The organism is Rahnella sp. PAMC25559 (genome assembly GCF_050632365.1).
Classification (GTDB): domain Bacteria; phylum Pseudomonadota; class Gammaproteobacteria; order Enterobacterales; family Enterobacteriaceae; genus Rahnella; species Rahnella rivi.
Genome location: NZ_CP192543.1, coordinates 3,519,271 through 3,545,363, shown reverse-complemented (window position 1 = coordinate 3,545,363; position 26,093 = coordinate 3,519,271). Strand labels below are relative to the sequence as shown.

The 26,093-nt window shown below is 52.7% G+C and carries 24 protein-coding genes; 15 read left to right on the top strand and 9 right to left on the bottom strand.

Annotated elements, in window-relative coordinates; genetic code table 11:
• The first annotated feature begins 7 nt into the window (after nt 1–7).
• The 3 genes from ACQZQY_RS17515 to xylR all read left to right on the top strand — a co-directional run bounded on the left by ACQZQY_RS17515 (nt 8) and on the right by xylR (nt 4,110).
• Complete coding sequence (locus ACQZQY_RS17515) at nt 8–1,549, top strand: xylose ABC transporter ATP-binding protein (RefSeq protein WP_431296103.1); 1,542 nt, start codon at nt 8–10, stop codon at nt 1,547–1,549.
• Nucleotides 1,542–2,741 carry a xylose ABC transporter permease XylH gene (xylH, locus tag ACQZQY_RS17510; RefSeq protein ID WP_431296102.1) on the top strand — a complete coding sequence of 400 codons (1,200 nt, stop codon included), beginning with the start codon at nt 1,542–1,544 and terminating at the stop codon, nt 2,739–2,741. The genes ACQZQY_RS17515 and xylH overlap by 8 nt, the downstream gene beginning before the upstream one ends.
• A gap of 181 nt (nt 2,742–2,922) precedes the next feature.
• A complete protein-coding gene (gene xylR, locus ACQZQY_RS17505) occupies nt 2,923–4,110 on the top strand; it encodes a D-xylose utilization transcriptional activator XylR (protein WP_056769768.1) in 1,188 nt (395 codons plus the stop codon).
• Nucleotides 4,111–4,172: 62 nt separating this feature from the next.
• Here xylR and yicI read toward each other — a convergent pair whose 3' ends face one another.
• The 3 genes from yicI to ACQZQY_RS17490 form a co-directional block, all read right to left on the bottom strand.
• Nucleotides 4,173–6,497 (bottom strand): alpha-xylosidase, encoded by a 2,325-nt coding sequence (gene yicI / locus ACQZQY_RS17500; RefSeq protein ID WP_431296101.1) that lies wholly within the window; start codon nt 6,495–6,497, stop codon nt 4,173–4,175.
• A 31-nt stretch (nt 6,498–6,528) separates the two neighbouring features.
• A complete protein-coding gene (locus ACQZQY_RS17495) occupies nt 6,529–7,896 on the bottom strand; it encodes a glycoside-pentoside-hexuronide family transporter (RefSeq protein WP_431296100.1) in 1,368 nt (455 codons plus the stop codon).
• Nucleotides 7,897–8,075: 179 nt separating this feature from the next.
• Nucleotides 8,076–9,149, bottom strand: coding sequence for a sugar ABC transporter substrate-binding protein (locus ACQZQY_RS17490; protein ID WP_431296099.1), 1,074 nt, complete (start codon nt 9,147–9,149; stop codon nt 8,076–8,078).
• Nucleotides 9,150–9,450: 301 nt separating this feature from the next.
• On the opposite strand from ACQZQY_RS17490, the gene ACQZQY_RS17485 reads away from it, so the two are divergent.
• Complete coding sequence (locus ACQZQY_RS17485; RefSeq protein ID WP_431296098.1) at nt 9,451–10,602, top strand: PQQ-dependent sugar dehydrogenase; 1,152 nt, start codon at nt 9,451–9,453, stop codon at nt 10,600–10,602.
• A 49-nt stretch (nt 10,603–10,651) separates the two neighbouring features.
• Here the strand turns inward: ACQZQY_RS17485 and ACQZQY_RS17480 are convergent, their stop codons facing one another.
• The 3 genes from ACQZQY_RS17480 to ACQZQY_RS17470 form a co-directional block, all read right to left on the bottom strand.
• Nucleotides 10,652–11,272, bottom strand: a complete 621-nt coding sequence (locus ACQZQY_RS17480) for a glutathione S-transferase family protein (RefSeq protein WP_217203893.1) — start codon at nt 11,270–11,272, stop codon at nt 10,652–10,654.
• A 148-nt stretch (nt 11,273–11,420) separates the two neighbouring features.
• Nucleotides 11,421–12,704, bottom strand: coding sequence for an MFS transporter (locus ACQZQY_RS17475; protein ID WP_217203892.1), 1,284 nt, complete (start codon nt 12,702–12,704; stop codon nt 11,421–11,423).
• On the bottom strand, nt 12,701–14,134 hold the full coding sequence (locus ACQZQY_RS17470) for a M20 family metallopeptidase (RefSeq protein WP_431296097.1): 1,434 nt from the start codon (nt 14,132–14,134) through the stop codon (nt 12,701–12,703). The genes ACQZQY_RS17475 and ACQZQY_RS17470 overlap by 4 nt, the downstream gene beginning before the upstream one ends.
• A gap of 156 nt (nt 14,135–14,290) precedes the next feature.
• Here ACQZQY_RS17470 and ACQZQY_RS17465 point away from each other — a divergent pair, with 156 nt between their 5' ends.
• Together ACQZQY_RS17465 and ACQZQY_RS17460 are read left to right on the top strand one after the other, a co-directional pair.
• Nucleotides 14,291–15,214 carry a LysR family transcriptional regulator gene (locus tag ACQZQY_RS17465; RefSeq protein WP_431296096.1) on the top strand — a complete coding sequence of 308 codons (924 nt, stop codon included), beginning with the start codon at nt 14,291–14,293 and terminating at the stop codon, nt 15,212–15,214.
• Between the two features lie 304 nt (nt 15,215–15,518).
• Nucleotides 15,519–16,730 carry a serine hydrolase gene (locus tag ACQZQY_RS17460; protein ID WP_056769787.1) on the top strand — a complete coding sequence of 404 codons (1,212 nt, stop codon included), beginning with the start codon at nt 15,519–15,521 and terminating at the stop codon, nt 16,728–16,730.
• Nucleotides 16,731–16,803: 73 nt separating this feature from the next.
• On the opposite strand, the gene ybjG is transcribed toward ACQZQY_RS17460, so the two are convergent.
• On the bottom strand, nt 16,804–17,409 hold the full coding sequence (gene ybjG / locus ACQZQY_RS17455; protein ID WP_431296095.1) for an undecaprenyl-diphosphate phosphatase: 606 nt from the start codon (nt 17,407–17,409) through the stop codon (nt 16,804–16,806).
• A gap of 333 nt (nt 17,410–17,742) precedes the next feature.
• Here ybjG and ACQZQY_RS17450 point away from each other — a divergent pair, with 333 nt between their 5' ends.
• The 8 genes from ACQZQY_RS17450 to ACQZQY_RS17415 all read left to right on the top strand — a co-directional run bounded on the left by ACQZQY_RS17450 (nt 17,743) and on the right by ACQZQY_RS17415 (nt 22,600).
• Nucleotides 17,743–18,258, top strand: coding sequence for a GNAT family N-acetyltransferase (locus ACQZQY_RS17450; RefSeq protein WP_431296094.1), 516 nt, complete (start codon nt 17,743–17,745; stop codon nt 18,256–18,258).
• Nucleotides 18,251–18,538, top strand: a complete 288-nt coding sequence (locus ACQZQY_RS17445; RefSeq protein WP_056769791.1) for a hypothetical protein — start codon at nt 18,251–18,253, stop codon at nt 18,536–18,538. The genes ACQZQY_RS17450 and ACQZQY_RS17445 overlap by 8 nt, the downstream gene beginning before the upstream one ends.
• Before the next feature lie 600 nt (nt 18,539–19,138).
• Nucleotides 19,139–20,248 (top strand): porin OmpC, encoded by a 1,110-nt coding sequence (ompC, locus tag ACQZQY_RS17440; protein ID WP_122095019.1) that lies wholly within the window; start codon nt 19,139–19,141, stop codon nt 20,246–20,248.
• Between the two features lie 137 nt (nt 20,249–20,385).
• Nucleotides 20,386–20,787 (top strand): bleomycin resistance protein, encoded by a 402-nt coding sequence (locus ACQZQY_RS17435; RefSeq protein WP_421670715.1) that lies wholly within the window; start codon nt 20,386–20,388, stop codon nt 20,785–20,787.
• A 28-nt stretch (nt 20,788–20,815) separates the two neighbouring features.
• On the top strand, nt 20,816–21,037 hold the full coding sequence (locus ACQZQY_RS17430; protein WP_056769797.1) for a DUF6434 domain-containing protein: 222 nt from the start codon (nt 20,816–20,818) through the stop codon (nt 21,035–21,037).
• A 258-nt stretch (nt 21,038–21,295) separates the two neighbouring features.
• Nucleotides 21,296–21,787, top strand: coding sequence for an Hcp family type VI secretion system effector (locus tag ACQZQY_RS17425; protein ID WP_431296093.1), 492 nt, complete (start codon nt 21,296–21,298; stop codon nt 21,785–21,787).
• Between the two features lie 11 nt (nt 21,788–21,798).
• Nucleotides 21,799–22,191 (top strand): polymorphic toxin type 44 domain-containing protein, encoded by a 393-nt coding sequence (locus ACQZQY_RS17420; protein WP_056769803.1) that lies wholly within the window; start codon nt 21,799–21,801, stop codon nt 22,189–22,191.
• Nucleotides 22,169–22,600: a hypothetical protein gene (locus ACQZQY_RS17415; protein ID WP_431296092.1), complete on the top strand. Its 432-nt coding sequence runs from the start codon at nt 22,169–22,171 to the stop codon at nt 22,598–22,600. The genes ACQZQY_RS17420 and ACQZQY_RS17415 overlap by 23 nt, the downstream gene beginning before the upstream one ends.
• A gap of 583 nt (nt 22,601–23,183) precedes the next feature.
• On the opposite strand, the gene ACQZQY_RS17410 is transcribed toward ACQZQY_RS17415, so the two are convergent.
• Entirely contained in the window at nt 23,184–24,866 is a 1,683-nt protein-coding gene (locus ACQZQY_RS17410; RefSeq protein WP_056769816.1) for an aspartate:alanine antiporter, read from the bottom strand.
• 327 nt (nt 24,867–25,193) lie between these two features.
• Between ACQZQY_RS17410 and ybjM the strand changes: the two genes are divergently transcribed.
• Complete coding sequence (ybjM, locus tag ACQZQY_RS17405; protein ID WP_056769819.1) at nt 25,194–25,565, top strand: inner membrane protein YbjM; 372 nt, start codon at nt 25,194–25,196, stop codon at nt 25,563–25,565.
• Nucleotides 25,566–25,663: 98 nt separating this feature from the next.
• Here ybjM and ACQZQY_RS17400 read toward each other — a convergent pair whose 3' ends face one another.
• Nucleotides 25,664–25,930, bottom strand: coding sequence for a GrxA family glutaredoxin (locus ACQZQY_RS17400; RefSeq protein WP_056769821.1), 267 nt, complete (start codon nt 25,928–25,930; stop codon nt 25,664–25,666).
• Nucleotides 25,931–26,093: the final 163 nt, after the last annotated feature.

The window sequence follows — 26,093 nt, the reverse complement described above, 5'->3', positions numbered from 1 at the left end:
ACTGACTATGCCAGAACAATTTGAAAAATCACCGTTGCTGGAAATGCGTAATATCACTAAAAAATTCGGCGCGGTAAAAGCGGTCGATAATATTAGTCTTACTCTGTCTGCCGGGGAAGTGTTATCGCTGTGTGGCGAAAATGGCTCGGGGAAATCCACATTAATGAAAGTGTTATGCGGTATTTATCCCCAGGGCACTTATGAGGGCGAAATTTATTTCGCCGGTGAACGTCTGAGCGCGAAAGGCATCCGCGACACTGAACAAAAAGGTATTGCGATTATTCATCAGGAACTGGCGCTGGTGAAACAACTGAGCGTGCTGGAAAACATGTTTCTCGGCAACGAGTGGGGCCGTTATGGCCTGCTGGACACCGATAAAATGTATCTTCGCTGCCAGCGTATGCTGGCGCAGGTGAAGCTGGATATCGACCCTCATCAGCTGGTGGGCAATCTCGGATTAGGGCAGCGTCAGTTGGTGGAAATTGCCAAAGCGCTGAATAAACAGGTGCGCCTGCTGGTGCTTGATGAACCCACCGCATCGCTGACCGAAAGTGAAACGGCCATTCTGCTGGATATCATCCGGGATCTGCGTCATCACGATATTGCCTGTATTTATATCTCCCACAAACTGACTGAAGTGAAAGCCATTTCTGACAAGCTCTGTGTGATCCGAGACGGCAGGCACATTGCCACCTGCAACGCGGCCGGTACGTCAGAAAAGGAGATCATTTCCATGATGGTCGGCCGCGAATTAACGGAGCTGTTCCCGCCACGTCACCGGCAGATCGGCGCCGAGATTTTGCGTGTTGAAAACCTGAACGCGTGGCATCCGGTTAACCGTCACATCAAAAGGGTCGATAACGCCGGATTCACGTTGCGTCAGGGCGAAGTGCTGGGCGTTGCCGGGCTGGTTGGGGCAGGCAGAACCGAAATGATGGAGTGTCTGTACGGTGTCTATCCGGGGCGCTGGTCGGGGGATGTCTGGCTGGAAGGTCATCAGGTGCAGATCACCGACTGTCGTGATGCCATGCGTCGCGGGCTGGCGATGGTGCCTGAAGATCGCAAACGTGATGGCATTGTGCCGGTCATGGCCGTGGGCAGCAATATTACGCTGGCAGCGCTCAGTCAGTTCAGCAGCGGCGGTGTTTTGCGCGAGGCGCAGGAGCAATTCACCATCAGCGAATCGGTGAAACAGCTAAAAATCAAAACGTCTTCATCCGAACTGGCGATCGGACGCCTGAGCGGCGGTAACCAGCAAAAAGCCATTCTGGCGCGCTGCCTGTTACTGAAACCCAAAATCCTGATCCTCGATGAACCCACGCGCGGTATCGACGTCGGGGCAAAGCATGAAATCTACAAACTCATTGGTCAACTGGCGGCACAGGGAATGGCGATCATCGTGATTTCCTCGGAGTTACCCGAGGTGCTGGGGCTCAGCGACCGGGTGGTGGTGATGCATCTGGGACAGGTTAAAGCCTGTCTGAACAACAACAATTTAAGTCAGGAACAGGTCATGGAAGCCGCATTGAGGAGTGAAACGCATGTCTAAATTTCCCCAGCCAGGAACCCCCGCAGCTGCCACGCCGGTGGATAAGCCGGATGCCGTCTTTTCCCTGCAAAAGCTAAAAAATATTAACTTGCAGGTCTTTGTGATGCTGGCCGCCATTGCGGTGATTATTGTTTTTTTCAGCCTGACGACAGACGGCGCGTACATCAGCGCGCGAAACATTTCAAACCTGCTGCGCCAGACGGCGATCACCGGCATTTTGGCCGTCGGCATGGTTTTCGTCATTATCTCCGCAGAAATCGACCTTTCCGTCGGCTCAATGATGGGGCTGCTGGGCGGCGTGGCGGCCATATTTGACGTCTGGCTTGGCTGGCCGCTTCCGCTGACCATTGCGGTAACACTGGTGCTTGGCCTGTTACTGGGCGCATGGAACGGCTGGTGGGTGGCATATCGCAAAGTGCCGTCATTTATCGTCACACTGGCCGGCATGCTCGCATTTCGCGGCATTTTGATTGGCATTACCAGCGGCACTACGGTGTCCCCGACCACGCCCGCGATGTCTTTAATCGGTCAGAGTTATCTGCCGGGTTCTTTTGGTTTTGGGATCGGTGCGGTGGCGCTGGTGTTGTTTATCGGCTGGCAGTGGCGCAGACGCAAACAACGCAGCGCGCTCGGGCTGCCGGTGGCGGCCGCCAGAACTGACGTGACCCGTCAGGCACTGACCGCCATTGTGGCACTGGGGGCGATTTATCTGCTCAACGATTACCGTGGCGTACCTACGCCGGTGCTGATCCTGGTCGCGCTGATGCTTGGCGGCATGTTTATGGCGTCACGCACATCGTTCGGGCGGCGTATTTATGCTATTGGCGGCAACATTGAGGCGGCGCGGCTGTCGGGCGTGAACGTCGAACGCAGCAAGCTGGCGGTGTTTGCCATCAACGGGCTGATGGTGGCCATCGCCGGTCTTATCCTCAGTTCGCGTCTGGGTGCAGGTTCACCGTCGGCGGGTAATATCGCGGAGCTGGATGCGATCGCCGCGTGTGTTATCGGCGGTACCAGCCTGGCGGGCGGTGTCGGCAGCGTGGCCGGTGCAGTGATGGGCGCATTCATCATGGCGTCGCTGGATAATGGGATGAGCATGCTGGACGTCCCGACATTCTGGCAGTACATCGTCAAAGGCGCGATTTTGCTGCTGGCGGTATGGATGGATTCCGCGACCAAGCGTCGGGCATAAATACGGCGAGATATGCAGAATTTTCCGGCACTGACTAAGGGAAATCTGGTTTACCTCACATAATCACAATCCAGAATCCACAGATCTTCTGCCGTTGTGTTATTCAGCAACGCAATTAGCCTTGTTCCTCCGCGTGGGGGAACAAGGCTTTAGTCAATGTAATCATCGGTGAGAAACAGGCATGTTTGAAAAACGCTACAGGATTACGCTGCTCTTTAACGCCAATAAAGTTTACGACCGTCAGGTGGTGGAAGGTGTGGGCGAATATTTGCAGGCCTCACAAAGCGACTGGGATATCTTCATCGAAGAAGATTTTCGCTGTCGCATAGATAACATCAAAGACTGGCTGGGCGACGGCGTTATTGCTGATTTCGACGATCGCGAAATAGAGACGCTGCTTGAAGATCTGAAGGTGCCCATCGTCGGCGTCGGCGGTTCGTATCACCGGGAAGAGGATTATCCGCCGGTGCATTACATCGCCACTGATAACTTCGCGCTGGTGGAAGCCGCGTTTATGCACCTGAAAGAAAAGGGCATTAATCGTTTTGCATTTTATGGCCTGCCCGATACCGGCGGGAAACGCTGGGCGCAGGAGCGCGAGCACGCGTTCAGAGCCCTGGTGGCCTCCGAGCAGTATCAGGGTGTGGTGTATCAGGGGATGGAAACCGCGCCGGAAAACTGGCAACACGCGCAGAACAGGCTGGCTGACTGGGTGCAAACCTTGCCGCAGCAAACCGGCATTATTGCGGTCACCGATGCCCGCGCCCGCCACTTATTGCAGGTCTGTGAGCACCTCAACATCCCGGTGCCGGAAAAACTCAGTGTGATCGGGATTGATAACGAAGAGCTGACGCGCTACCTCTCGCGGGTCGCGTTGTCTTCGGTGGTGCAGGGCACCCGCCAGATGGGGTACCGCGCGGCGAAGTTATTGCATCAGCTGCTTGATCAGCGCGATTTGCCGTTGCAGCGCATTTTAGTGCCGCCGGTGAAGGTGGTTGAACGCCGCTCTACCGATTTCCGTTCACTGCGTGATCCGGCGGTGATCCAGGCGATGCATTACATCCGTTACCACGCCTGTAAAGGGATCAAAGTGGAACAGGTGCTGGATGCCATTGGCATGTCTCGCTCGAACCTTGAAAAGCGTTTCAAAGATGAAACGGGGCAGACGATCCACGGTGTTATCCACGAAGAGAAACTCGACCGCGCCCGTAATCTGCTGGCGGCGACGTCGATCTCCATTAACGAAATCTCGCAAATGTGCGGTTATCCTTCACTGCAATATTTTTATTCGGTGTTCAGAAAAGGCTATGAAATGACGCCAAAAGAATACCGCAGCATTCATGGTGAAGGCGTTTATCAGGAGAGCTGAAACAGAAGGTTTGCATAAACTGCCCCGGTGCTTAATCAGCGCCGGGGCAGGGTAGAAGTGTTTTATAGCGTAATCACGAACTGGGGGTTGCCGTGTTCAGGGGTGATCATCATCCCTTGCGCGGTGTCAGAGGCGGTGGCGAGATCGCAGTGTTCTACCTGATGAATATTGCGCAGGCACAGCGTCCAGTCAGTGGCCTTACCTTCGCTGTTCAGCGTCAGCGTGTTGCCCGTACGCTGAACTTTCAGGGTAAAGACCACATTCCCTTGCAGATCCGTAATCTGACTTTCAGCAATCACACCGTCTTCCAGCTCGAACAGATGGAATTGCGGCTTCTCGCTGTAATCGTAATCCGGTTTCTGATCATTGCTCCCCAGCGCAAGCAGCGTGTTGGGACGCACATACAGCGGCAAACTGTCGAAACCATGCTGCTGACGATGCCAGCGCGAACCTTCCGCGACGTCGTTGTTCAGCAGGTGCGTCCAGCGGCCTTGCGGAAGATAGAAATCCACATCGCCTTCTTCGCTGAAGACCGGCGCAACCAGAACGTTATCGCCCAGCATGTATTGCCTGTCCAGATAGTCACACGCCGGATCGTCCGGGAACTCCAGCATCATGGCGCGCATAACCGGCGTACCCTGGCTGGCGGCCTGCGCTGACGCAGGGTAGAGATACGGCATCAGGCGGCATTTGAGCTGCGTGAACTGACGTACCACATCGCAGGCTTCATCATCGTAGACCCAGGGTACCCGATAGGATTTGCTGCCGTGCAGGCGGCTGTGGCTCGACAGTAATCCGAACGCGCACCAGCGTTTGTAGATATGCGCCGGCGCGGTGTTTTCGAAACCGCCGATGTCATGACTCCAGAAACCAAAACCGGACAGGCCGATCGACAGACCTCCGCGCAGGCTTTCCGCCATTGATTCGTAGGTGGCGTAGCAGTCGCCGCCCCAGTGCACCGGGAATTGCTGCGCGCCGACAGAAGCGGAGCGTGCAAACAACACGGCTTCGGATTCGCCGAGTTTTTCCTGCAGGGTTTCGTACACCAGTTTGTTGTACACAAACGCATAGTGGTTGTGCATTTTCTGCGGATCGCAGCCGTCATGCCAGACGACGTCTGTCGGGATACGTTCGCCGAAATCGGTTTTGAAGCAATCGACGCCCATATCCACCAGGCGTTTCAGGTGCCCGGCGTACCATTCACAGGCCTGCGGATTGGTGAAATCGACAATGCCCATGCCGGCTTGCCATTTGTCCCATTGCCAGACGCGGCCATCAGGACGTTTCAGCAGATAACCTTTCTCTTTGCCTTCTTGGAACAGCGGGGATTTCTGGCCGATGTACGGGTTAATCCACACGCAGATTTTCAGCCCGCGCGCCTTAAGGCGTTGCAACATGCCCTGCGGGTCAGGGAAGGTTTGAGGATCCCATTCGAAATCACACCACTGGAAGGCTTTCATCCAGAAGCAGTCGAAGTGGAAGACATGCAGAGGCAGTTCACGCTCGGCCATGCCGTCGATGAAGCTGTTAACCGTGGCTTCATCATAGTTGGTGGTAAATGACGTGGTCAGCCACAGACCGAACGACCAGGCTGGCGGCAGTGCAGGGCGTCCGGTCAGACGGGTATAACGGTCGAGAACGTTTTTCGGCGTCGGGCCGTCGATGACGAAATATTCCAGGTATTCGCCTTCCACGCTGAACTGAACTTTAGAGACTTTTTCTGAACCGACTTCAAAAGACACACATTCCGGATGATTCACTAACACGCCGTAGCCACGGTTGGTCAGATAAAACGGAATGTTTTTGTAGGATTGCTCAGTGCTGGTGCCTCCATCGCGGTTCCAGGTTTCAACAGTTTGACCATTTTTGACCAGCGCGGTGAAGCGCTCGCCCAACCCGTACACAGTTTCGCCGACGCCGAGATCCAGCCGCTCCATCATGTAGGTTTTCTGGCTGTTGCCGTCCTGAACGTAACCGTTAGATTTTGCCACGCTGCCGGTAATACGACGGCCATTGCGCAGGAAATCCAGCGTCCAGTTGTTGCCTTTGGTCACTCGCACCGACAACGAACCGCTGTGTAACGCGGCAAACTCGTCGTTGTCTTCAAAGCGCAATTCCGGCGTATCCGACTGAATCAGCGGATAGTGCGGGCCTTTGTCTGCTTCGCCGTCAAAGTGAGTGATGCGCACGCCAATCACGCCGGTCTGCGGCGAGAAAAATCGCAGCGTAAACATTGGCGAATCAAGCTGGCTGGCGCGTTCAGACGCGTCTTTCGGCGCGGCGTAAATCACCATCTCGTTACCCGTTCTCTGCACTTCAAACACCTGTAACGGGTGCGTGAGTGTGAGTCCGTCCTGGATTAACCAGTTACCGTCACTAATTTTCAAGGTAAAACCCTCCTTTTACACTGCTTCCAATTCATTTCATAAATTCTTGCTGATTGCGGCGGATGCCCTGCGCGACTTCGTCGATGATGCGACGTAACAGCGGGGTGCGCAGTATGTAATAGCGTTTACAGATGATGGCGCTCAGCAGGTAGCAGATTGCCGGAACCAGCGTGAACAGCGCGACAATGCTGGTCATGGTGGCGCTGTTTTGGATGGCAGCGCCGGACTGATAACCAGAGCCCGCCAGCATCCAGCCGATCATGGCACCGGCCAGTGCCAGGCCCAATTTCAGGACGAACAGGGTGCCTGCGAAGCTGATGCCGGTCAGGCGTTTGCCATCGTTCCATTCACCGTAATCAACGGTGTCGGACATCATAACCCATTGAATTGGCGTCACGAGTTGATGCAAAACGCCGATAACAAAGATGAAGATAAACATCAGGACGCTGCCGTTAACCGGCAGGAAGAACATGCACAGGCTGAGAACGGCCAGAATGGCATTGGTCCACCAGAAGACGCTCACTTTGCATTTCCAGTCGGTAAGCGGTTTTGCCAGCGCGCTGCCGAACAGGTTGCCGACGGAGTAAACGCCAAGGAACCAGGCGAACAGCACCGGATTGCCCAGAATGTAGGTCACGTAATACATCATTGCCCCGCCGCGCACGGCAACCGCCATGATGTTCAAAATGGTCAGCAGGCCGACAATACGCCACTGGTCGTTGTGCCAGATATCACGCAAATCTTCGCGCATGGTGCCGGTAGGTTTACCCGGAACGATACGTTCTTTCGTGGTGGCAAAGCAGATTGCCAGCATCACTGCCGCCACAATCGCCAGCACGGCGATGCCGCCCTGATACCCCACGGCCTGATTTTCCCCACCGATGTAATTCACCAGCGGCATCATCAGTACGGTACTCAGCATGCCGCCTGCGGTAGCCAGTACAAAGCGGTAGGATTGCAGCGAGATGCGTTGTTCAGGATTGTTGGTGATCACCCCGCCCAGTGCGCAATACGGGATATTGACCACGGTGTACATCAGGGTCAGCAGCGTGTAAGTGATGGCCGCGTAAATCATTTTTCCGGTCATGCTCAGTTCTGGCGTGGTGTACGTAAACACGCAGACGATGCCAAACGGGATTGCGCCAAACAGCACGTATGGGCGGAATTTACCCCAGCGGGTGCGGGTACGGTCGGCCAGTAATCCCATGCAGGGGTCAGAGATCGCATCCAGTGCGCGTGCCAGCAGGAACATGGTGCCGACATAACCGGCCGGGATCCCGAAAATATCGGTGTAGAAAAACATCATGTACAACATGACATTATCAAAAATGATATGACTGGCAGCATCGCCTAATCCATAACCAATCTTTTCCTTGACTGAAAGGATTTCTGTACTCATTGCTTCAACGTCCATATGAAAAGGGAGAGTAAGGTTTTAACGGTTGGCGGGGCAAGGGCTATTGAGATTTTTGCTTCTGAAATTATGTTTCTTTATTTCTGTGATCGCAGGGGGCAAAAGGCGGAAAGTTGAGCGGAGAATGGGTGAAAAAACCTCCCGTTTCGGGAGGTTTCAGAGGGTTATTTTTTGTACTTTGCTTCCAGCGTGGCAAACCACGGCGCGGTAAAATCTTCTGATTTTCCCCAGCCTGGAATAATTTTGCTCAATCCGGTCACGTTGATGCCGTCAGGCTGGCTCAGCAGCAGAGACTGCGCAATGGTCTGCGCCGGGAATTCATAGGTGGCTGGCGTTTTCTCACCGGCAATTTTCAGCGCCACGATGCGCAGGTTCACCGCGCCAATCAGCTGCGTATCCACCGCAGCGGTCATCTGCCACGGGCTGCCTTTTTCGCGCATCAGTTGCAGGTCCTGATTCGAGACATCAATACTGTAGAGTTTGATTTCAGTACGGCCATTTTCTTTCAGCGCTTTATAGGCACCCTGGCTGAATGCATCCCACGCACCCCAGATGGCGTCAATCTGGCCTTTCGGGTATTTCGCTAAAATGGCACCGACTTTGTTGGCGGTGTCGCCTTGTACGTCTGAGGACACGGCGCCGATAGATTCCAGCTGATGAATCCCCGGATTTTCTTTCAGAATCGCTTCATAGGTTTTCTGACGGCGTTCCATCGGCGGGAAACCGGCCACCCACAGTTTGACGATGTTGGCTTTGCCGTTGAAATCTTTCACCAACTGGCCGACGGAGGCTTTCGCCAGGGACGCGTCGTCCTGACGGGTTACCGTGACGCCGGGAATATTTTCCGGTACTTCGGTATCAAATGCCGAAACGGCAATACCCGCCGCCGCGATACGCTTGACCAGCGCCTCGGAATACGGGCCGCGCCCCTGCGAGAGAATGATGCCGTCATATTTCTGGCTGATGGCCTGATTGACGAAATCCTGGAATTTGGCGTCGTCGCCGTTACTCAGAAAAGTATCGACCTTGAAGCCGAGCGCGCGGCCTTGTTTGATGGCACCGGCCAGAAACTGGGTGGTGTTATCGTCAGAACCGAGGTTACGCACAATGGCGATACGCACCGGGCCATTATGTTGTGCAATCGCCGCCGGAACAGGGGCGGGCGTGGCATTCGCAGCGAATGCCGGGAGGGCGGAGAACAGGCTCAGTGCCAGTAAAGAGGCGGATATTTTTTTCATTATTTAACAACTCCGTCGGTGCGGCAGATGATCGCAGCGATGTCAGCATGACCCTGGGATAGTTTCGGCGCGCCAAATGGGCGTTCCGGAATGAGGATGTACAGAAGTCTGTCTGTCCAGACGTCTATTCTGTCGGAGCAGTCTACCGATATGTTAAGAAGGAGGGAATGCTTTGTTGTTATTATATTTCATCGCGGCGTTATTCCTGTTAGTTATAGGAGGAGGGCAGTCTTTGAGCAAAATCAGAGACATGGCCTAGACTAAAAGCACACACCTGAAAGATGCCCCCGGAGGAAGCCTGATGACTTATCCTTTCCGCGACACCTTACTGCCCGTTTTCGCACTGGCCCTGCTGGCCACCCACGTTAACGCGGCACCGAAAGCCCCCATCTCACCGGCGTCTGCGCGCGCAGAAGTCACTGAACTTGCCAGCGGACTGGATCACCCGTGGTCGCTGGCTTTTCTGCCCGATAATCAGGGCGCGCTGATCACCGAGCGCAGCGGGCAGATGCGCCTGTGGCAGCCTGACGGCGCAATGTCGGCCCCGCTCAAGGGTGTGCCGCGCGTGTGGGTCAGCGGGCAGGCCGGGTTATGGGACGTGCGCTTATCTCCTGACTTTGCCAAAAACCGGCGTGTCTATCTGACCTTCACTCAGCCCGGCGAGAAGGGCGAACCCCATGCGGCGCTGGGATATGGCACGTTGTCGTCTGACAACAAAAGTCTCGACGACTTTAAAGTGATCTTCGTCCAGCAGCCTGCGCTCAGCAGCGGCATCAATCTCGGCGGACGGATTGCCTTCGATGCGAAGGGCAATATCTTCATGTCTACCGGCGACAACAATCAGCGAATTAACGCCCAGCATCTCAGCCAGTTGCAGGGCAAGATTTTGCGTCTGACCCCGGAAGGGGGCGTGCCGCAGGACAACCCGTTTGTTAACGATAAGAATGCCAGGCCGGAGATCTGGACTTATGGCAACCGTAATCCGCAGAGTCTGGCCGTCAATCCGTGGACCGGCGCCTTATGGGAATCTGAGCATGGCCCGCGTGGCGGGGACGAAGTGAATCTGCCGCAGCCCGGTAAAAACTATGGCTGGCCGCTGGCGACGTTTGGCATCAATTATTCCGGGCAGCCTATTCCGGAAGCGAAAGGCACCCGGATCGACGGTGCCGTTGATCCGATTTATTACTGGGAAGTCTCTCCTGCGCTGAGCGGGATGGCGTTTTATAACGCAGACCGTTTCCCGCAGTGGAAACATTCGCTGTTTATCGGCGCGCTGGCGGGGGAATCTCTGATACGTCTGACCGTTGACGGCGATAAAGTCACCGGTGAAGAGCGGTTGCTGACAGACCGAAAAGAACGCATCCGGGAAGTGCAGACCGGGCCGGATGGCTTCGTGTATGTGCTGACGGATGAGAGTGACGGCAAATTACTGAAGATTGCGCCGGGTGCTTAACATGAAAAAGGCGGATCGGATGATCCGCCGGTAACCCGAAGAAACGGCCTTAACTCAGCGGGATCATCACGCGTTTGATAAAGGCCGGGCGCTGCGTCAGTTGCTGATACCAGCGCTCAACGTTCGGATGCGACTGACGCTCAATGTTCAGCGAGTACCAGGAATACGCATAAATCCCCAGCGGGATATCTCCGATCCCGAACGTTTCGCCGGAGAGCCATTTTTGCTTTGCCAGTACGGCATCGGCAATTGCCCAGTATTTCTCAAACACCTTCATGCCCGAGGCAACCAGCGCCATATCGCGCTCCGGTTCCGGAATGCGCACCAGCGTCTGATAGACCTGACGATAAGGGGCGATCAGCGAACTGCTCGCCCAGTCCAGCCATTTGTCGATACTGGCGCGATGCCGCGCATCGGCAGGCCAGAATTCCGGTTTGCCGGAACATTCGGCAAGGTAGCGAAGAATGGCATTCGATTCCCACAAGACAAAATCATCTTCCTGAAAGCAGGGCACCAGACCATTTGGGTTTAAAGCGAGATAAGCCGGGTCAGTATTCTTGCCAAACGCGCCGCCCGCGTTGACGATGTTATACGCCAGCTCCAGTTCATCCAGCATCCACAGCACTTTTTTGACGTTGGTCGAGTTTTCACGTCCCCATACGGTAATCATTCAGAACCCCTTGTTTTCAATATGAAAATACGGACTTTTTTTGATGATGACTGGCTAGAACTATAGGCCACGGCGAAGAATTATGCGAAGGGAAAAAAGTAACACTCAGCGACAGGGTGTAGCCGCCGCTGAGTGCGGGAAGGGCAGATTAGCGTTGTAACTTCTGCGCTTTAAACAGGGAAATGACACTGAGCAGTGCGACGACCATCAGGTAATAACCCGGTGCCAGGCTGCTGCCGGTGGCGGAAATCAGCAGCGTACAGATGAACGGAGCGAAGCCACCAAACACGGTCACGGCAACGTTGTAGCTGATAGCCATACCGCTTGCGCGGGTGGTGATCGGGAACAGATCCGCCATCATCGACGGAACGGCGGAGAAATACACCGATTTCAGCAGCGCCAGCCAGCTGATAAGCAACAGCAGTGACAGCGCGGAAGTGTATTCCAGCATCAGCCAGAATGCCGGGTAAATGGTGATCAGCAACAGCACCAGTGAGCCCCACATCAGCGGCAGACGCCCCACTTTTTCAGCCCATAATCCCATCAGCGGCGTCACCACCGTCAGAATTATCCCGGCAGACAGCGTCGCGGTAAACCCGGCCGACGCGGGTAGATGCAGCGTTTTAGTGGCATACGTCGGCACATAGTTCAGCATGTAGTTAATGGCCGTTGACACGACCATCAGCCCGATGGCGATGAAAAACAGGCCTTTCTGCGCCCGGACGATCTCTTTCAGCGGAGACGCGGATTTCTCGGCAGTGCGGAAGCTTTCCGACTCTTTGATGTGACGGCGGATGTACAACCCGACCGGTCCAATCAGCAGGCCGAAGATAAACGGAATACGCCATCCCCAGTCCTGCAACTGAGTTTCGGTCAGGATGGCAGACAATCCCAGGCCAAACGCCGACGCCAGTAACGTACTCGCGCCCTGGGTGGCAAACTGCCAGCTGGCGATGAAGGCTTTACGCTCGGGGAAGTGTTCCACCAGAAATGCCGTGGAGCTGCCGAACTCACCGCCTGCAGAGAAGCCCTGAATCAGGCGTGCGGCCAGGATCAGCAGCGGTGCCGCCATGCCGATGGTGCCGTAAGACGGCGTGACCACAATGATCAGACCGCCGATCATCATCAGGCTGATGGACATCAGTAACGATGCTTTTCGCCCGTGTTTATCGGCGTAAGCCCCCAGCACAATTGCACCCAGCGGGCGGATCAGGAAGGAAACGCCGAAACTGCCAAAGGTCAGCAGCAGCGAGACGGTCGGATCTGAGGTCGGAAAATAGGCGTGGGCGATATAGCTGGCGAAGAAGCCGTAAATCGCGATATCGAACCACTCCAGCGCATTGCCGATACAGGTGGCAAACAACGTTTTCATCAGGTTCGGCTTTTCTGCCGTTCCCTTAAGCGGGGTTGAAGATGCAGTAATCTGGCTCATTGAACAACTCCGGCTTGCGCGCTGTGATGTGCGTGATGTTGACTGAGCAGGGCTGTGCCCCTTTCGCCCAGATCCCATAACAGGTGGGTCATGATCGCCAGCCCTTCACGGGCAACCGAAATCAGCATGTGTTCGTTGACGCCGTGCTGCCCGCAGGCCGGATAGGAGTGCGGTACCCACAAGGTCGGCAGGCCGAGGATATCGGCGAACACATCGTTAGGCAGCGAGCCGCCCAGATTCGGTAACAGCGCCGGTTTTTTGCCGGTTGTCTGCTGCATGATATCCAGCGCCCAGTCCACCAGCGGGTCAGTCGGATCAAAGCGCGTTGCCGGGGAGCCGCGCATGAATTCCACCTCGACCTGTGGAAAACCCCTGGCGTCCAGATGCGCACGAACGTGTTCCGCCAGATGCTGCCAGTCGGTACCGACCACAAAGCGCAGCTGACACACCGCAGTGGCATGGCCGGGAATGGCATTCATCGGGCGCTGTGGATTGCCGGTCAGGAATGACAACACTTCCAGCTGATTCCACGCGTAAAGGCGTTCAGTAGGCGTCAGCCCTTCTTCGCCCCAGTCAGGGTCGATCTGCGGATCGTTTTCGCCGCCACCGGCCTCAACGTCGCTGAGGATGTCGCGAATGGCTTCGCTGACCGCAGGCGGTTTCAGCTCCGCGACCTGTAGCTGACCGTGCTGGTTCACCAGACACGCCAGCGCGTTGGCCAGCTGCGTTCCCGGATTGGTCAGCAGGCCGCCCCAGTTGCCGGAGTGATAGGCGTTGTCGCGCGCATTGACGGTCAGACGGAAATTGACGGCGCCGCGTGAGCCGAGGAACAGGGTCGGACGGACGGCGTTGAGACGCGGCCCGTCAGAGGCGAGGAAAATATCTGCGCTCAGCTGTTCTTTATAGTTGCGGCAAAGTTCTGCCAGACCCGGCGAACTGATTTCTTCGCCCATTTCGAACAGCAGCTTGCAGTTAAAGCCCAGACGCCCGCCGCGTGCTTTGAAGATTTGCTCCAGCGCCGCGATATTAATGCTGTGCTGGCCTTTGTTATCCGCTGTGCCGCGCCCGTACCAGCGGTCGCCTTCTTCTTTCAGTGCCCAGGGCGAAAGATCGCTGCGCCAGTTTTCATCGTCTCCGAACACCACATCGCCATGACCGTAGCTGAGGACGGTGGGCAGCGCGCTGTCTTCAATACGGGTTGCGATAAGAAAAGGCCGGTTGGCGGCGTGAGGATTATCAACGCTGAGCAGCGTGAAGCCCATCGCAGATAACGCCGGTTTAATCTCTTCATCGAGGTAACGGGCCAGTTCATCATCCCGCTGATTACTCTGGCTTTCCGTGGCTATCGCCACTCTGCGCGCCAGAATGCGCTGGTATTCACCCTGATCAAACCAGGCTAACGCCTGTTCAACGATATTTTCCGCTGTCATGAGGAACCTGCTTATTGTGTGTTTGTGATCTTATTGTTGGTTTTTTTAGCAGTTTCACTCTAAGCGCTGCGTAAGCGTTGCCACAATAATAATAATTGCAAGTTAGCGTTGCTTTTATTGTAATGCTCGTCTGCACACTTATGAGGCAACTCCACCATGCAAAGCGCTGAGATCCGTTATTTTCTCGCCGTCGCCAATACCGGTTCGCTGAGTGGCGCCAGCAAACAACTTTTTGTGGCGGTGTCGGCCATCAGCCGCCAGATCCAGCGCCTTGAGGAGCGGATCGGTGCGCCGCTGTTTGAGCGGCACGCGCGCGGAATGGTGCTTAACGACGCCGGCCAGATCCTGGAAAACCATGTGCGCAAAAGCATGATGGATATGGAACACGCCATTGCCGAAATTCAGGGGCTGAATGCGGTGCGGCGCACGGTGATCCGCATGGCCTGTACCGACGGTCTGGCGTTTGATTTGCTGCCGCAGCTTTTTTCACGTTTTCGCGTTATTAATCCGGGCGTGATGTTTTATCTGAATGTGGGAACGGCGGGGGACGTCTCGGAGATGATCCATAGCGGTGACGTGGATCTGGCATTACAGTTCAGCCTGGTGGCGGAGCGCGGCGTGGATATCATGGCGTCCTTTCCCGCACCGGTGCGCATGGTGATGCGCCAGAACCACCCGCTGGCCGGAGGCGACCTGAAACTGACCGATCTGCATCCTTATCCGCTGGCCATGAATGAGCAGGGCAGCACCATCCGCCAGCTGTTTGATCTGTCCTGCCGGATGAGCGGCATTTTCCTTGAGCCTGCGGTCAGCTGTAACCGGTTTTCGACGCTGTACGATTTTATGGTGCAAACGCCGGGCGCGATCGTGGCGTGCAGCCATTTTTCCATCATGTATAAAGCCCGGCGCGACAACCTGCGGGTTAAATCCGTCAACATCGAACAACTCAGCCAGCGGACATTGCAGCTGCAAACGCCGGCAGGGAAAAAACACTCTGCCGCTGTGGGTCAGTTTATCGATTTTATCCGGGATGAAGTGGCACGTGAGAGCGAGGCGTTTATTCGTGATTTTAATGTCTGATTTGCGAGGCAGCGCGCAAAACCCTGGCGCCCTGTTGGCAGTAAGGCGTTTATAGTTATAGATATTTTATATATTAGTTGGTTTATCAATAGTTTCAGATAATGTGCCAGCGCATGCCGGGAGGCGCCTGAACCGGCCAGAAACGGAGAGGCGCGTGCCGGAAATCTCAACTAATCTTAAGATCTTTACACTATTTAGGTTTATTCCAGCCCCGGAAAGCAGTAGTTTTTACACCTGCAGACTTGCACAATCTGATTGAAAGATAAGATAAATTTCAGTTACCCGGACAAAAGCCCTGATACCTATGACAATTTCTTCCCAATTCAAACGGACTTTCATTTACGCGCTGGGCGGTGGAGTAATGCTGCTGGCGCTTCCCGCCGCTCAGGCGGACACCGCCCCGGTAGCCCCTCAGGTCAATGCAAAATCCTGGGTGCTGATGGATTACAACAGCGGGAAGATCCTCGCACAGTCTAATCCTGACGCACGTCTCGACCCGGCAAGCCTGAGTAAAATCATGGTCAGTTATGTGGTCGGGCAGGCGATTAAATCCGGAAAAATCAAATCAGACGATCTGGTTTCTGTCGGTAACGATGCCTGGGCGACCGGTAATCCGGTGCTGCGCGGCTCTTCCCTGATGTTCCTGAAACCGGGCGACCGCGTGCCGGTTTCAGAACTGAATAAAGGCATTGTGATCCAGTCCGGTAACGATGCAAGCATCGCGCTGGCGGATTACGTGGCGGGCAGTCAGGATTCCTTCGTTAACCTGATGAACCGGTACGCTGAGCAGCTGAAACTGCAAAATACCCATTTCAAAACGGTGCACGGGCTGGATGCTGACGGGCAATACACGTCGGCCACCGACATGGCGCTGCTCTCGCAGGCGCTGATCCGGGATACGCCGGAAGAATATGCGCTGCATAAAGAAAAAGAGTTCACCTTCAATCACATCAAGCAGATTAACCGTAACCGCCTGCTGTGGAGCACCAACCTGAACGTGGACGGTATCAAAACCGGTTACACCTCCGGCGCGGGCTATAATCTGGTGTCTTCGGCGAGTGACGCTAACGGGATGCGCCTGATTGCCGTGGTGATGGGCGCGCCGAGCGACCGTATCCGCTTCAATGAAAGTGAAAGCCTGCTGACCTGGGGTTTCCGCTTTTATGAAACGCTGACGCCGATCAAAGCCGGTGATGCCTTTACCAGCCAGCGCGTCTGGTTCGGTGATGAAAAAATGGTGCCGTTGGGCGTCGCGGAAAACGCGTCACTGACCATGCCGAAGGGCCAGCTGAAAAACCTGAAAGCCAGCTTCCACCTGACCACGCCTCAGCTCGAAGCGCCGCTGGCGAAAAACCAGGTGGTCGGTACGGTTGATTTCAGTCTGGACGGAAAAGTCATCGATCAGCACCCGCTGGTTGCCTTGCAGGAAGTGAAAGAAGGCGGTTTCTTCAGCCGCATCTGGGACTTCGTGATGATGAAAATCAGCGGACTGTACAGCAGCGTTTTCGGTAAGTAATGACCGTAGCGCAATAAAAAAGCGAGGCTCATGTGGCCTCGCTTTTTTTTGTCCGTCGAACAGGATTTGTCTGTCAGCCGCGTACCCAGCCTTTGCGGATCGGGAAGGCAAAGCCGAAACGGTAAATTTTACACATCAGCGCGTTAATCTGCTCGCCGAACAGATTCCAGACCAGCTGTGAGAACAGGCAGCCGAGCATGCCGACCAGGAATCCACCGAGCATATCCAGCGGCCAGTGCACGCCCAGATACACCCGTGACCAGGCGATGCTTACCGCCGTGACCATCAGCAACGCGCCGGACCAGAGACGATGCCAGAACAGGAAGGCCAGCGCGAAGGTGAAGATCGCCGTCCCGTGATCGCTCGGGAAAGAGTCGTCAGGAGAGTGATGCAGGAAGTTATAGCCAAACCCTTCCACAAACGGGCGCGCGTGCGGGAAGAGTTCAGACAGCGCCTTGGCCGTCGCCATGGCGAACAACAGCGCAATGGCGGTTTTGCTGACCAGCTCACGTTGCTGACCGATTTGCTCGCGATGCCCCCACAGCCACAAACCTATAATCAACAGAGGGACGATCATAATCAGATCATCCGCCAGAAATATTGCCAGTTTAATCAGTGCTTCCGGCGAAGCCGGCGTGGCGTTAATCCATAAAAAAAGCAGATGGTTCAACTGCTCCATAAACATACCCTCATCAAAAAAAGGCCAAAAAAGCCCTAAAAATGTGCCAGTAAATCACTGACAACACATCTAAAAGTGGGTTCCACGATAGTTTATGCTGCCGTGAAGATATAGGGGGGATCGTCTGAATATCAAACTCATTGACGTGCCGTATAGTTTCCCGATGCCGGTGATTCTATGAGCGGGAACTTAATGAAACCTTAAGCAGGCCGGAAACCCTGACCAACGTAAATGTTTTGCGTCATGGGAATGACTCCTATAAAAATACGCCTTATTGCCCGTCAATTTTGACGTGAACCGCATACAGACAAGCAGATAAGGGAGAGTAACCTGATGGAGATCCGCCAGGCGGGTATTGAGGATTTGATCACCCTGCAGACGCTGGGCAGGGAGACGTACCGCCACTATTTCGGCAGTTTGTGGCACAATAGCGACGAGCTGGAAGCCTTTCTGGCGCAGGATTTTGGCGATGAAGAGATGCTGGGCAGTTTAGACGACCCCGGCCACTGCTGGCTTATGGCGATGGAAAAGGGCGTCGTTGCAGGTTTTGCGAAACTGCATTTCGATCAGCCGCTGGATCGGGCAGAAGGCCGGGGAGCGAAACTCTGCAAACTCTATTTCACCCCGGACAGCCGTTCACGGGGACTCGGTAGCCAGCTTTTTGCCGCGGCAGAAGCCGCTGCCAGAGCGCACCGGCAGCCGGTATTGTGGCTGGATGTATTGCAAAGCAATCTGCCCGCCATCGGGTTTTATCAGCGTCAGGGGATGCATCAGGTGACGGAGAATACCTATGTGACCGCCACGCAAACCACCCGGTTGTGGATCATGAAAAAGGAAATCAATGATTAAGTTACGTCTCGGCGGTCTGTTCATCACTCTGGAAGCAGGGGAAGATATTCCCTATGCGCCGGAGTTTTGTGAGCATTACACCTACCTTATTCGTCCGGTGGAAGGCGTGTATGAAATTTTACGCTACGACGCTTATTCTGGCTGGCACAAACGTCCCGATCAGAATTTTGAAGACGGACATCAGGCTTTTGTATTTGCCTATCAGGCGTATGAAAAAGAATGGAATCAGACTGACGGACGTTTAGGGGGCAAAGATAAGCACCTCGTTCGTATTATGTAATCTCTGACAGGGCAGAAAGAGTCTAAAAAACCACCGGCAAGGTGGTTTTTTTAATTCCGTAACCCTGGCGTTGAAAGTGAATAATGATTATTTCACCAGATCACTGTATTCATTTTGGTAAATTATTTTAGTTTGAATCGCAATAATAACGTTAAGGTCAGCCCCGGATCTATACAAAAACTTACACTTCTAATAAGTTGCCTGACAATACTTGTGGCAGGAAATAATAATCTGATTAAGATAATTAGCATTTATTCCGCCAGGTGTTTGCAAAATGTAATAATAAAAAAGAGGGGCTTATTTTGTTGTATCTTATTGATAATAAAGTGTTTTAATGAGTGCTTTGGAAAAGTCTTATATAAATTATCCACTCATATAACAGCCGATGTTAATAACATTGAGGCCAGTCGTTATCTTTTTAAATCATTCCTAAACGGAATTTATTTCAAATATTTTCTGGTTGCAACGGAACTTATCCTCGTTTAATTTGACGTCCATCTGCTCAGGACCTGAAGAAGATATAAAGCTTCACAGTAGCGAGTAATTAATACTGCCCGATGGCAAAAATTATAGTTTATAAATTAATCAAGGATATTGATGATGAAATTACGCGTACTTTCTCTGGTTGTTCCCGCTCTGATGATGGCCGGCACTGCAGGCGCTGCAGAGATTTATAATAAAGACGGCAACAAACTTGACCTCTACGGAAAAATTGATGGCCTGCACTATTTCTCCAGCGATAATGGCTCAGACGGTGACCAGTCTTATATGCGTTTTGGTCTGCGTGGTGAGACACAAATTAACAACGAACTGACCGGTTACGGCCAGTGGGAATATCAGGCTGCACTGAACAAAGCAGAAAGTGAAGATGCTAATAACTACACACGTGTCGGCTTCGCGGGTCTGAAATTCGCCGAGTTTGGTTCACTGGATTATGGCCGCAACTACGGTGTGATGTATGACGTCGCAGCATGGACTGACGTTCTGCCAGAATTCGGTGGCGATACCTATGGCGCAGACAACTTCATGTTCCAGCGTGCGAACGGTGTGCTGACTTACCGTAACCAGAACTTCTTCGGCCTGGTCGATGGCCTGGATGTTGCAGTGCAATATCAGGGTAAAAACGGCAGCGCGACTGAAACCAACAATGGCCGTGACGTACTGGCACAAAACGGCGACGGCTACGGCATGTCCGTGACCTATGATCTGGGCGAAGGCTTCAGTGCTGCTGCAGCAATGATGGCGTCAGACCGTACCAACGAACAAAATGGCCGTAACAACCCGGCGATCCTCGGTGACGGCGATAAAGCAACGGCTTACAGCGGCGGCCTGAAATACGATGCCAACAACGTTTACCTGGCAGCGATGTACACCCAGAGCTACAACGCCAACCGTTTCGGTAAAGCAGGCAGCACCGCTTACGGTTATGCAGACAAAGCGCAGAACTTCGAAGCCGTTGCACAGTACCAGTTTGATTTCGGTCTGCGTCCGTCCCTGGCATACGTGCAGTCTCACGCCAAAGACATCCAGGGTTATGGCAACCAGAACCTGACCAAATATGTTGATGTCGGCGCGTCTTACTTCTTCAACAAAAACATGCTCACTTACGTTGATTACAAAATCAACCTGATGGATGACACCCGCTTTACCCGCAACGCTGGCATCAACACTGATGACATTGTGGCGGTAGGTTTGGTTTATCAGTTCTGATAAACCCTTTTGCCCAGATTTAATTCGGGCCTGTTAGTCTGCTGTGTCTGATTCCCTTCCCGGTCGGGAAGGGTTTTTTGTTTTATGGCATTCCGCGTTTCTCTTAAGCGTTTAATTCCCGCGCGACCTGAGGCATCATGGCTTATCCTTTGATAAACCTGTCATTAGCCGAGGCCGCCATGACCGATCACGCGACACCCAATCTTCCTTCCCGTAACTTCGAACTCACCCAACAATTCTACGGCAGTGTGGGTTTTACCACGACCTACGTCGATGACAGCTGGCTTATCATGGTTCGCGGCGGCATCACGCTGGAGTTTTTCCTGCATACCGATCTTGATCCGCAAACCAGCTGGTTCAGTTGTTGCCTGCGTGTGGATAATGTCGATGAAATGTTTGCTGCCTTTAAGGCTGCCGGTATTGGCGAAGATCCTCATTCACGCCCGTGCGTTCATCTGCCAGAAACCCAGTCATGGGGCATGAAAATGGGCGTAATGATTGATATCGACGGTTCGCTTATCAGGGTAATCGAGAATTGAGAGGGGGCAACTCCCGCAGGAGACAAGCATGGTATTTGACTGGCACAGTGAGCCATTAACGCGTCAGACTCGCGTGAATGAGAGCTATAAGAACACCCAAAATGTCAGACGCTTTCTAAAAAAGGAATGCGGTGAGGATTTTACCTTTGATCGGGATTTTATGGCGTGGATCCGTAATGACACACCCAAAAGCCTGGGTGACGTGGCGGATGAATGGACGCGGCGACATAGTGAAGCAAAGAACGGCTGACGGAAAGAGATGAAATGCGGCATTTTTCTGCCGCCATTTAACCGGCTGCCAGGTATTAAGAAATTGATTTCGGGTGATTCAGAACAGAAAAATAAAAACCCTTCACTCATAACAGCTCTCCCTTCTGTGCGACTCTCTGTTCAGTGGGTGCTCTGCTAATTGGCGCGCGGCAGCTTATTTTTTTCTGGAAAGTTTTAAAACTCATTAAATTGGATTTACAATAACCACAGTTTTTTAAATGAAAAAGGATGTTCTATAATGGCTATTCCAGCTTATTTGTTTTTGAAAGATGATGGCGGAGCACATATTAAAGGGTCTGTAGATGTCGTTGGGCGAGAAGGTAGCGTAGAGGTGATTGCATTCAGTCATCGGCTATATACCCCGACTGATAATAATACGGGAAAAATAACAGGCAATCGTATTCATGGTGCATTTATTCTTGAAAAGGGATTTGATAGTTCCTCAACATATTTGTACAAGGCTGTTGCTACCGGTCAGACCCTTAAATCTGCGGAACTCAAATGGTACAACATCAATGATGCAGGACAGGAGGTCGAATACTTCAACATGCTGTTAGAAAATGTCCGCGTGGTATCAGTTGCACCCGTGATGCACGATTGTAAAGACCCTGCTACCCTCCATCAAAATCACTTAGAGCAGATAGAATTCCGTTACGAAAAAATCACATGGAAACATTGCGACGGTAATCTCATTTTTTCTGACTCATGGAATGAGCGTAAAACAGCGTAGGGAAACTCTTTATGGCTATTATTCCTATAATGCCAAATGCTGGGTTTAGTCTTCTGAATAAAAATATTATGGAAGCAAAAGCGCGTGGCATGAGCAAGGGAATGGCAACCCCGGCAACTTATTACTGGTTTTATCAAAAGGTAAGAAACCGAGGTCCATGGGACTATAAGCAACAGAACAGAAAACTGTCTGATTTTGGTAATTTTAATTATGGCGCTACAGGATATGTTGCAGGTATCCCGCCAGATATTTTACTAATGGGCGGTGGATTTGCACAAAGTATGGCGGGTACCTCCAGAAAAGAATGGAGCAGTTGGCATGGCGTAGCGCCATATGGAGATGATCCGGTTGATCAAAGATGGATTAAACAAGGTATTGATTATGCCAAACAGCATGGTTATTAAATGGGTTCATCGTGTAGTAACCGTTATTTTATTACTGCTAGTGGCAAGCTATGTGGCTTATCAGCATTACACTGGTCCGCCCTATGACGATGCACTATTTAAAACGCAGAAACTAAACGAAAATACGTGGCTCTACGTAACGAAATATCAGGGTGGAGGTGCTACCGTTTCCGAAGTCTATCGCTACTATTTGTCGGGAAAGATAGCTGAGAATCCCTTAAAAGCCTTGGGGGAAATGTCTCCGTTTCTTACATCAGATAGCAGTGAAGCAAAAGTGACTAAAATTGGCCGTCTGGTAACAGTAAGAATCACTGGAAGAATTTACGACTTTACAAATTCAGTCTTATATAACTCTGATGGGATCGAATATATCCCCTCTATCGAATTGTTTGCGTATAGCCCTACTTAGAGCTTAACAACGTACGGTTTCCTCGACTGGAAGCCGTTTTTTTTGCCTACATTAACCCGCGTTAGTCGCACGCAGCGCTGTGTAGATTTATTGATGGCAGAGCAAAAGCTGCCAAAGACGTATTTTATTCGTTCGTTGAAAATTTGCAGTGCGGTGATCTATCTCATGACGAGAGTTGTAAGCCTCAACATGAAAAGGGATTTTGGACAGCAGGGTATTCCAGTGTATCCAATCTGGCCGGTAGGGAGGAAAGGGGGTGTGGCTTATCTCAATGGTAAAAGAGGGGTATGACTGAGCGACGGCCGTTATAGAAACGCCTGAAAGGCGAAGTTTACCTGTCCCCAGGGCAACGAAGCTGGGCGTTATCTGATGGTAAACAATTGATTTTAAAGCAGAAAAGAAAAAACCCATCAATCTTGAACCTAACGAGGCGGGATTGACGGGCTCTCCAAATTTGGGGACTTCAAAGAAAAGCAGTGGCACTAATTAAGACTGCTTCCCACTATAAAAGTTCGTTTCATGTGGCAAAATTTTAAAAAAATTATTGATTTTATTTTTCCACATTACGCATCAGTAACTTACGTCACGCTCCCGGCCAGATGATAACAATCAGTGTCCCGGCCAGCGTCAGTAATACGTTAGCGATAGCATAGGTTCCGGCGTAACCCAGTGCAGGAATGTTGCTGCGGGCGGTGTCGCTGATGATTTCCATCGCAGGCGCGCAGGTTCGCGCCCCCATGATTGCGCCGAACAGTAAGGCGCGGTTCATGCGCAGAACATACGCACCAAAGATAAAGCAGATAATCACCGGTACCAGGCTGACGATCAGCCCCGAAACCAGCATCTGCCCGCCGATAGCCCCCAGACCGTTGTTGATGCCCGCGCCTGCGCTCAGGCCGACGCCTGCCATAAACACCATCAGGCCAAACTCTTTCACCATGTTCAGCGCACCCTGCGGGATGTAGCCGAAAGTCGGGTGGTTGGCGCGCAGGAAGCCGAGCAGGATACCGGCGAACAGCAGACCTGCCGCGTTACCGATACCGAAGGTGAAGTTCTTAAACTGGAAAGTGATCAGGCCAATCATCAGGCCGACAATAAAGAATGCACAGAAGGCCAGCAAATCTGTGACCTGACTGTGTACCGAGATAAACCCGATGCGGTCTGCCACGCTCTTCACACGGCGCGCATCGCCGCTGACCTGCAACACGTCGCCCTTATTAAGCACAATGCTGTCGTCGATCGGCATTTCTATCTGGCTGCGGATGACGCGGTTCAGGAAACAGCCCTGATCGGTCAGATTGAGCTGACTGAGGCGTTTACCGACCGCGTGGTTATTTTTCACCACCACTTCTTCAGTCACGATGCGCATATCCAGCAGATCGCGGTCGAAGACTTCTTTGCCGTTTCTGAAACTCGGATCGAGCCGGGAATGCGCGTCAGGGTAGCCGACCAGTGAGATTTCATCGCCGACCTGCAATACCGCGTCGCCGTCAGGTGTCGCCAAAATCCCGTTACGACGGATACGCTCGATATAGCAACCGGTCTGGCGGTAGATCCCCAGTTCACGCAGGTTTTTGCCATCCGCCCAGGCCACCAGCTCCTGCCCGACGCGATAGGCACGGATTACCGGTAAATACACTTTGCGTTTGCTGTCAGTATCCAGACCGCGTTCGCGGGCGATTTGCTGCGCGCTGGTCGGTAAATCCTGATGTTGCAGTTTTGGCAGATAGCGTGCGCCGAAAATCAGGCTGACCAGCCCGATGAGATAGGTCAGTGCATAGCCAAGGCTCAGATTGTCGAGTTCCGGGCCGAGCATTTTGTTGCCGCCCATGGTATTGCGCAGCGTGTCTCCCGCACCCACCAGCACCGGCGTGGAGGTCATGGAGCCGGCGAGCATACCGGCGGTAAGGCCGATGTCCCAGCCAAACAACCGTCCAAGGCCGAGCGCAAGCAGCATCGCGGTGCCGACCATCACCAGCGCCAGCATGAAATAATTTTTGCCGTCGCGAAAGAAAATCGAAAAAAAGTTGGGTCCGGCTTCGACGCCCACGCAGAAAATAAACAGCATAAAACCAAGATTGAGTGCTTCAGTGTTAATGCTGAAATGCTGCTGGCCTAAAAGCAGGGAAACCACTAATACGCCAATAGAATTTCCCAGCTGAACGGAGCCCAGACGCACTTTTCCGAGGCACAGACCGAGCGCCAAAACTACAAATAATAACAGGATGTAATTCCCGTTTAACAAACTAGCGACGTTTATATTCACAAGGATAACTTATTGTTTACCAACAAATTCTTGATATGGGAGAATGTAAAGGATAAATTCAGAAAGAGAACATTCCTGCGTGTTTACTCCGCGTGTGCACAGTGCAGACGACGGGGAAAAGCAGGGTTCGGGCGTCATTTTAATCATAGAACGTCTCTTCAGCCAGAGAAAAGCCCGGATAAAATGATGTAAACGCCTAAATTGTGTTACGCGGGATTGCGTGGCGCGTCAGGGAAGTGAGCCAGAAGGCTCTGTCAGGTAAAAAACCGCATCAAATGCAATTCATCAAAGCCTGTGAAAACTCGCCAACTTTATGGAGGAAGTAAAATGGCACTTTGGCGCAAGGTCAGAGCCCCGGTTCTGTGTTGTCTCTGTTTTATCGTGATTTTTATTTCTTTAAAAAATAGCTGGATCGTGGTCAGAAACACCGGGCCTGGTCCTGAATACGGCCTGCTTTTATTTTTGCTGCCCGGCATGTTAACGGCAATGATCGCCAGGGAGTCGCCGATATTCTCGTCTTTTGTCGGCGGACTGACTTCTATACCTTTATGTTTTCTGCTGCGCTGGGCGTTCTTCCCCCGCATACGCCCGCCGGTGCAGGAGCTGGCTTATGCCACCAGCGCCATTTTCTGGTGCGTGCTGGGTGCGATGCTGATCCATTTGCTGATGACGGCTTACCGCCAGTTCAGACATTCCTGAACGGGCGGTAAGCAAAAGCCAAAAGAAAAGGCGCTCAGTGAGCGCCTTTATGCTGTGTGTCATCTTATTTTTTTGACTGATCGTCTGTTAACGCCGGATCAGTTGCTGAACAATGCCAGATGCTCTTTCGCATAAGCTTCGAAATCAGTGAAGCCGCCAATGTGTTGCTGGTCAAGGAAGATCTGTGGAACCGTTTCAACCGGTTTGCCGACAGTTTTTTCCAGATCGGCTTTGGTGATGCCTTCAGCATGGATATCGATGTAGCGGAAGTTGAAATCATCACGTTCTTCAGTCAGTTTTTCAGCCAACTCTTTTGCACGGACACAATAAGGACAGCCAGGACGCCCGAAAATTACTGCAAACATGGAGACTCCTTTGTTTGATTTTAAAAATGAATGAAAAGGAAACGATTCGTTTTGTTAACTACATCACCTTTTTGATGTCGATACTATGCCTGTTGCAAACCATAAAAAAAAGCAGGAATTACCTGTCAGTCCGATACCTTAGACCTATCCAAATGAACAGAAA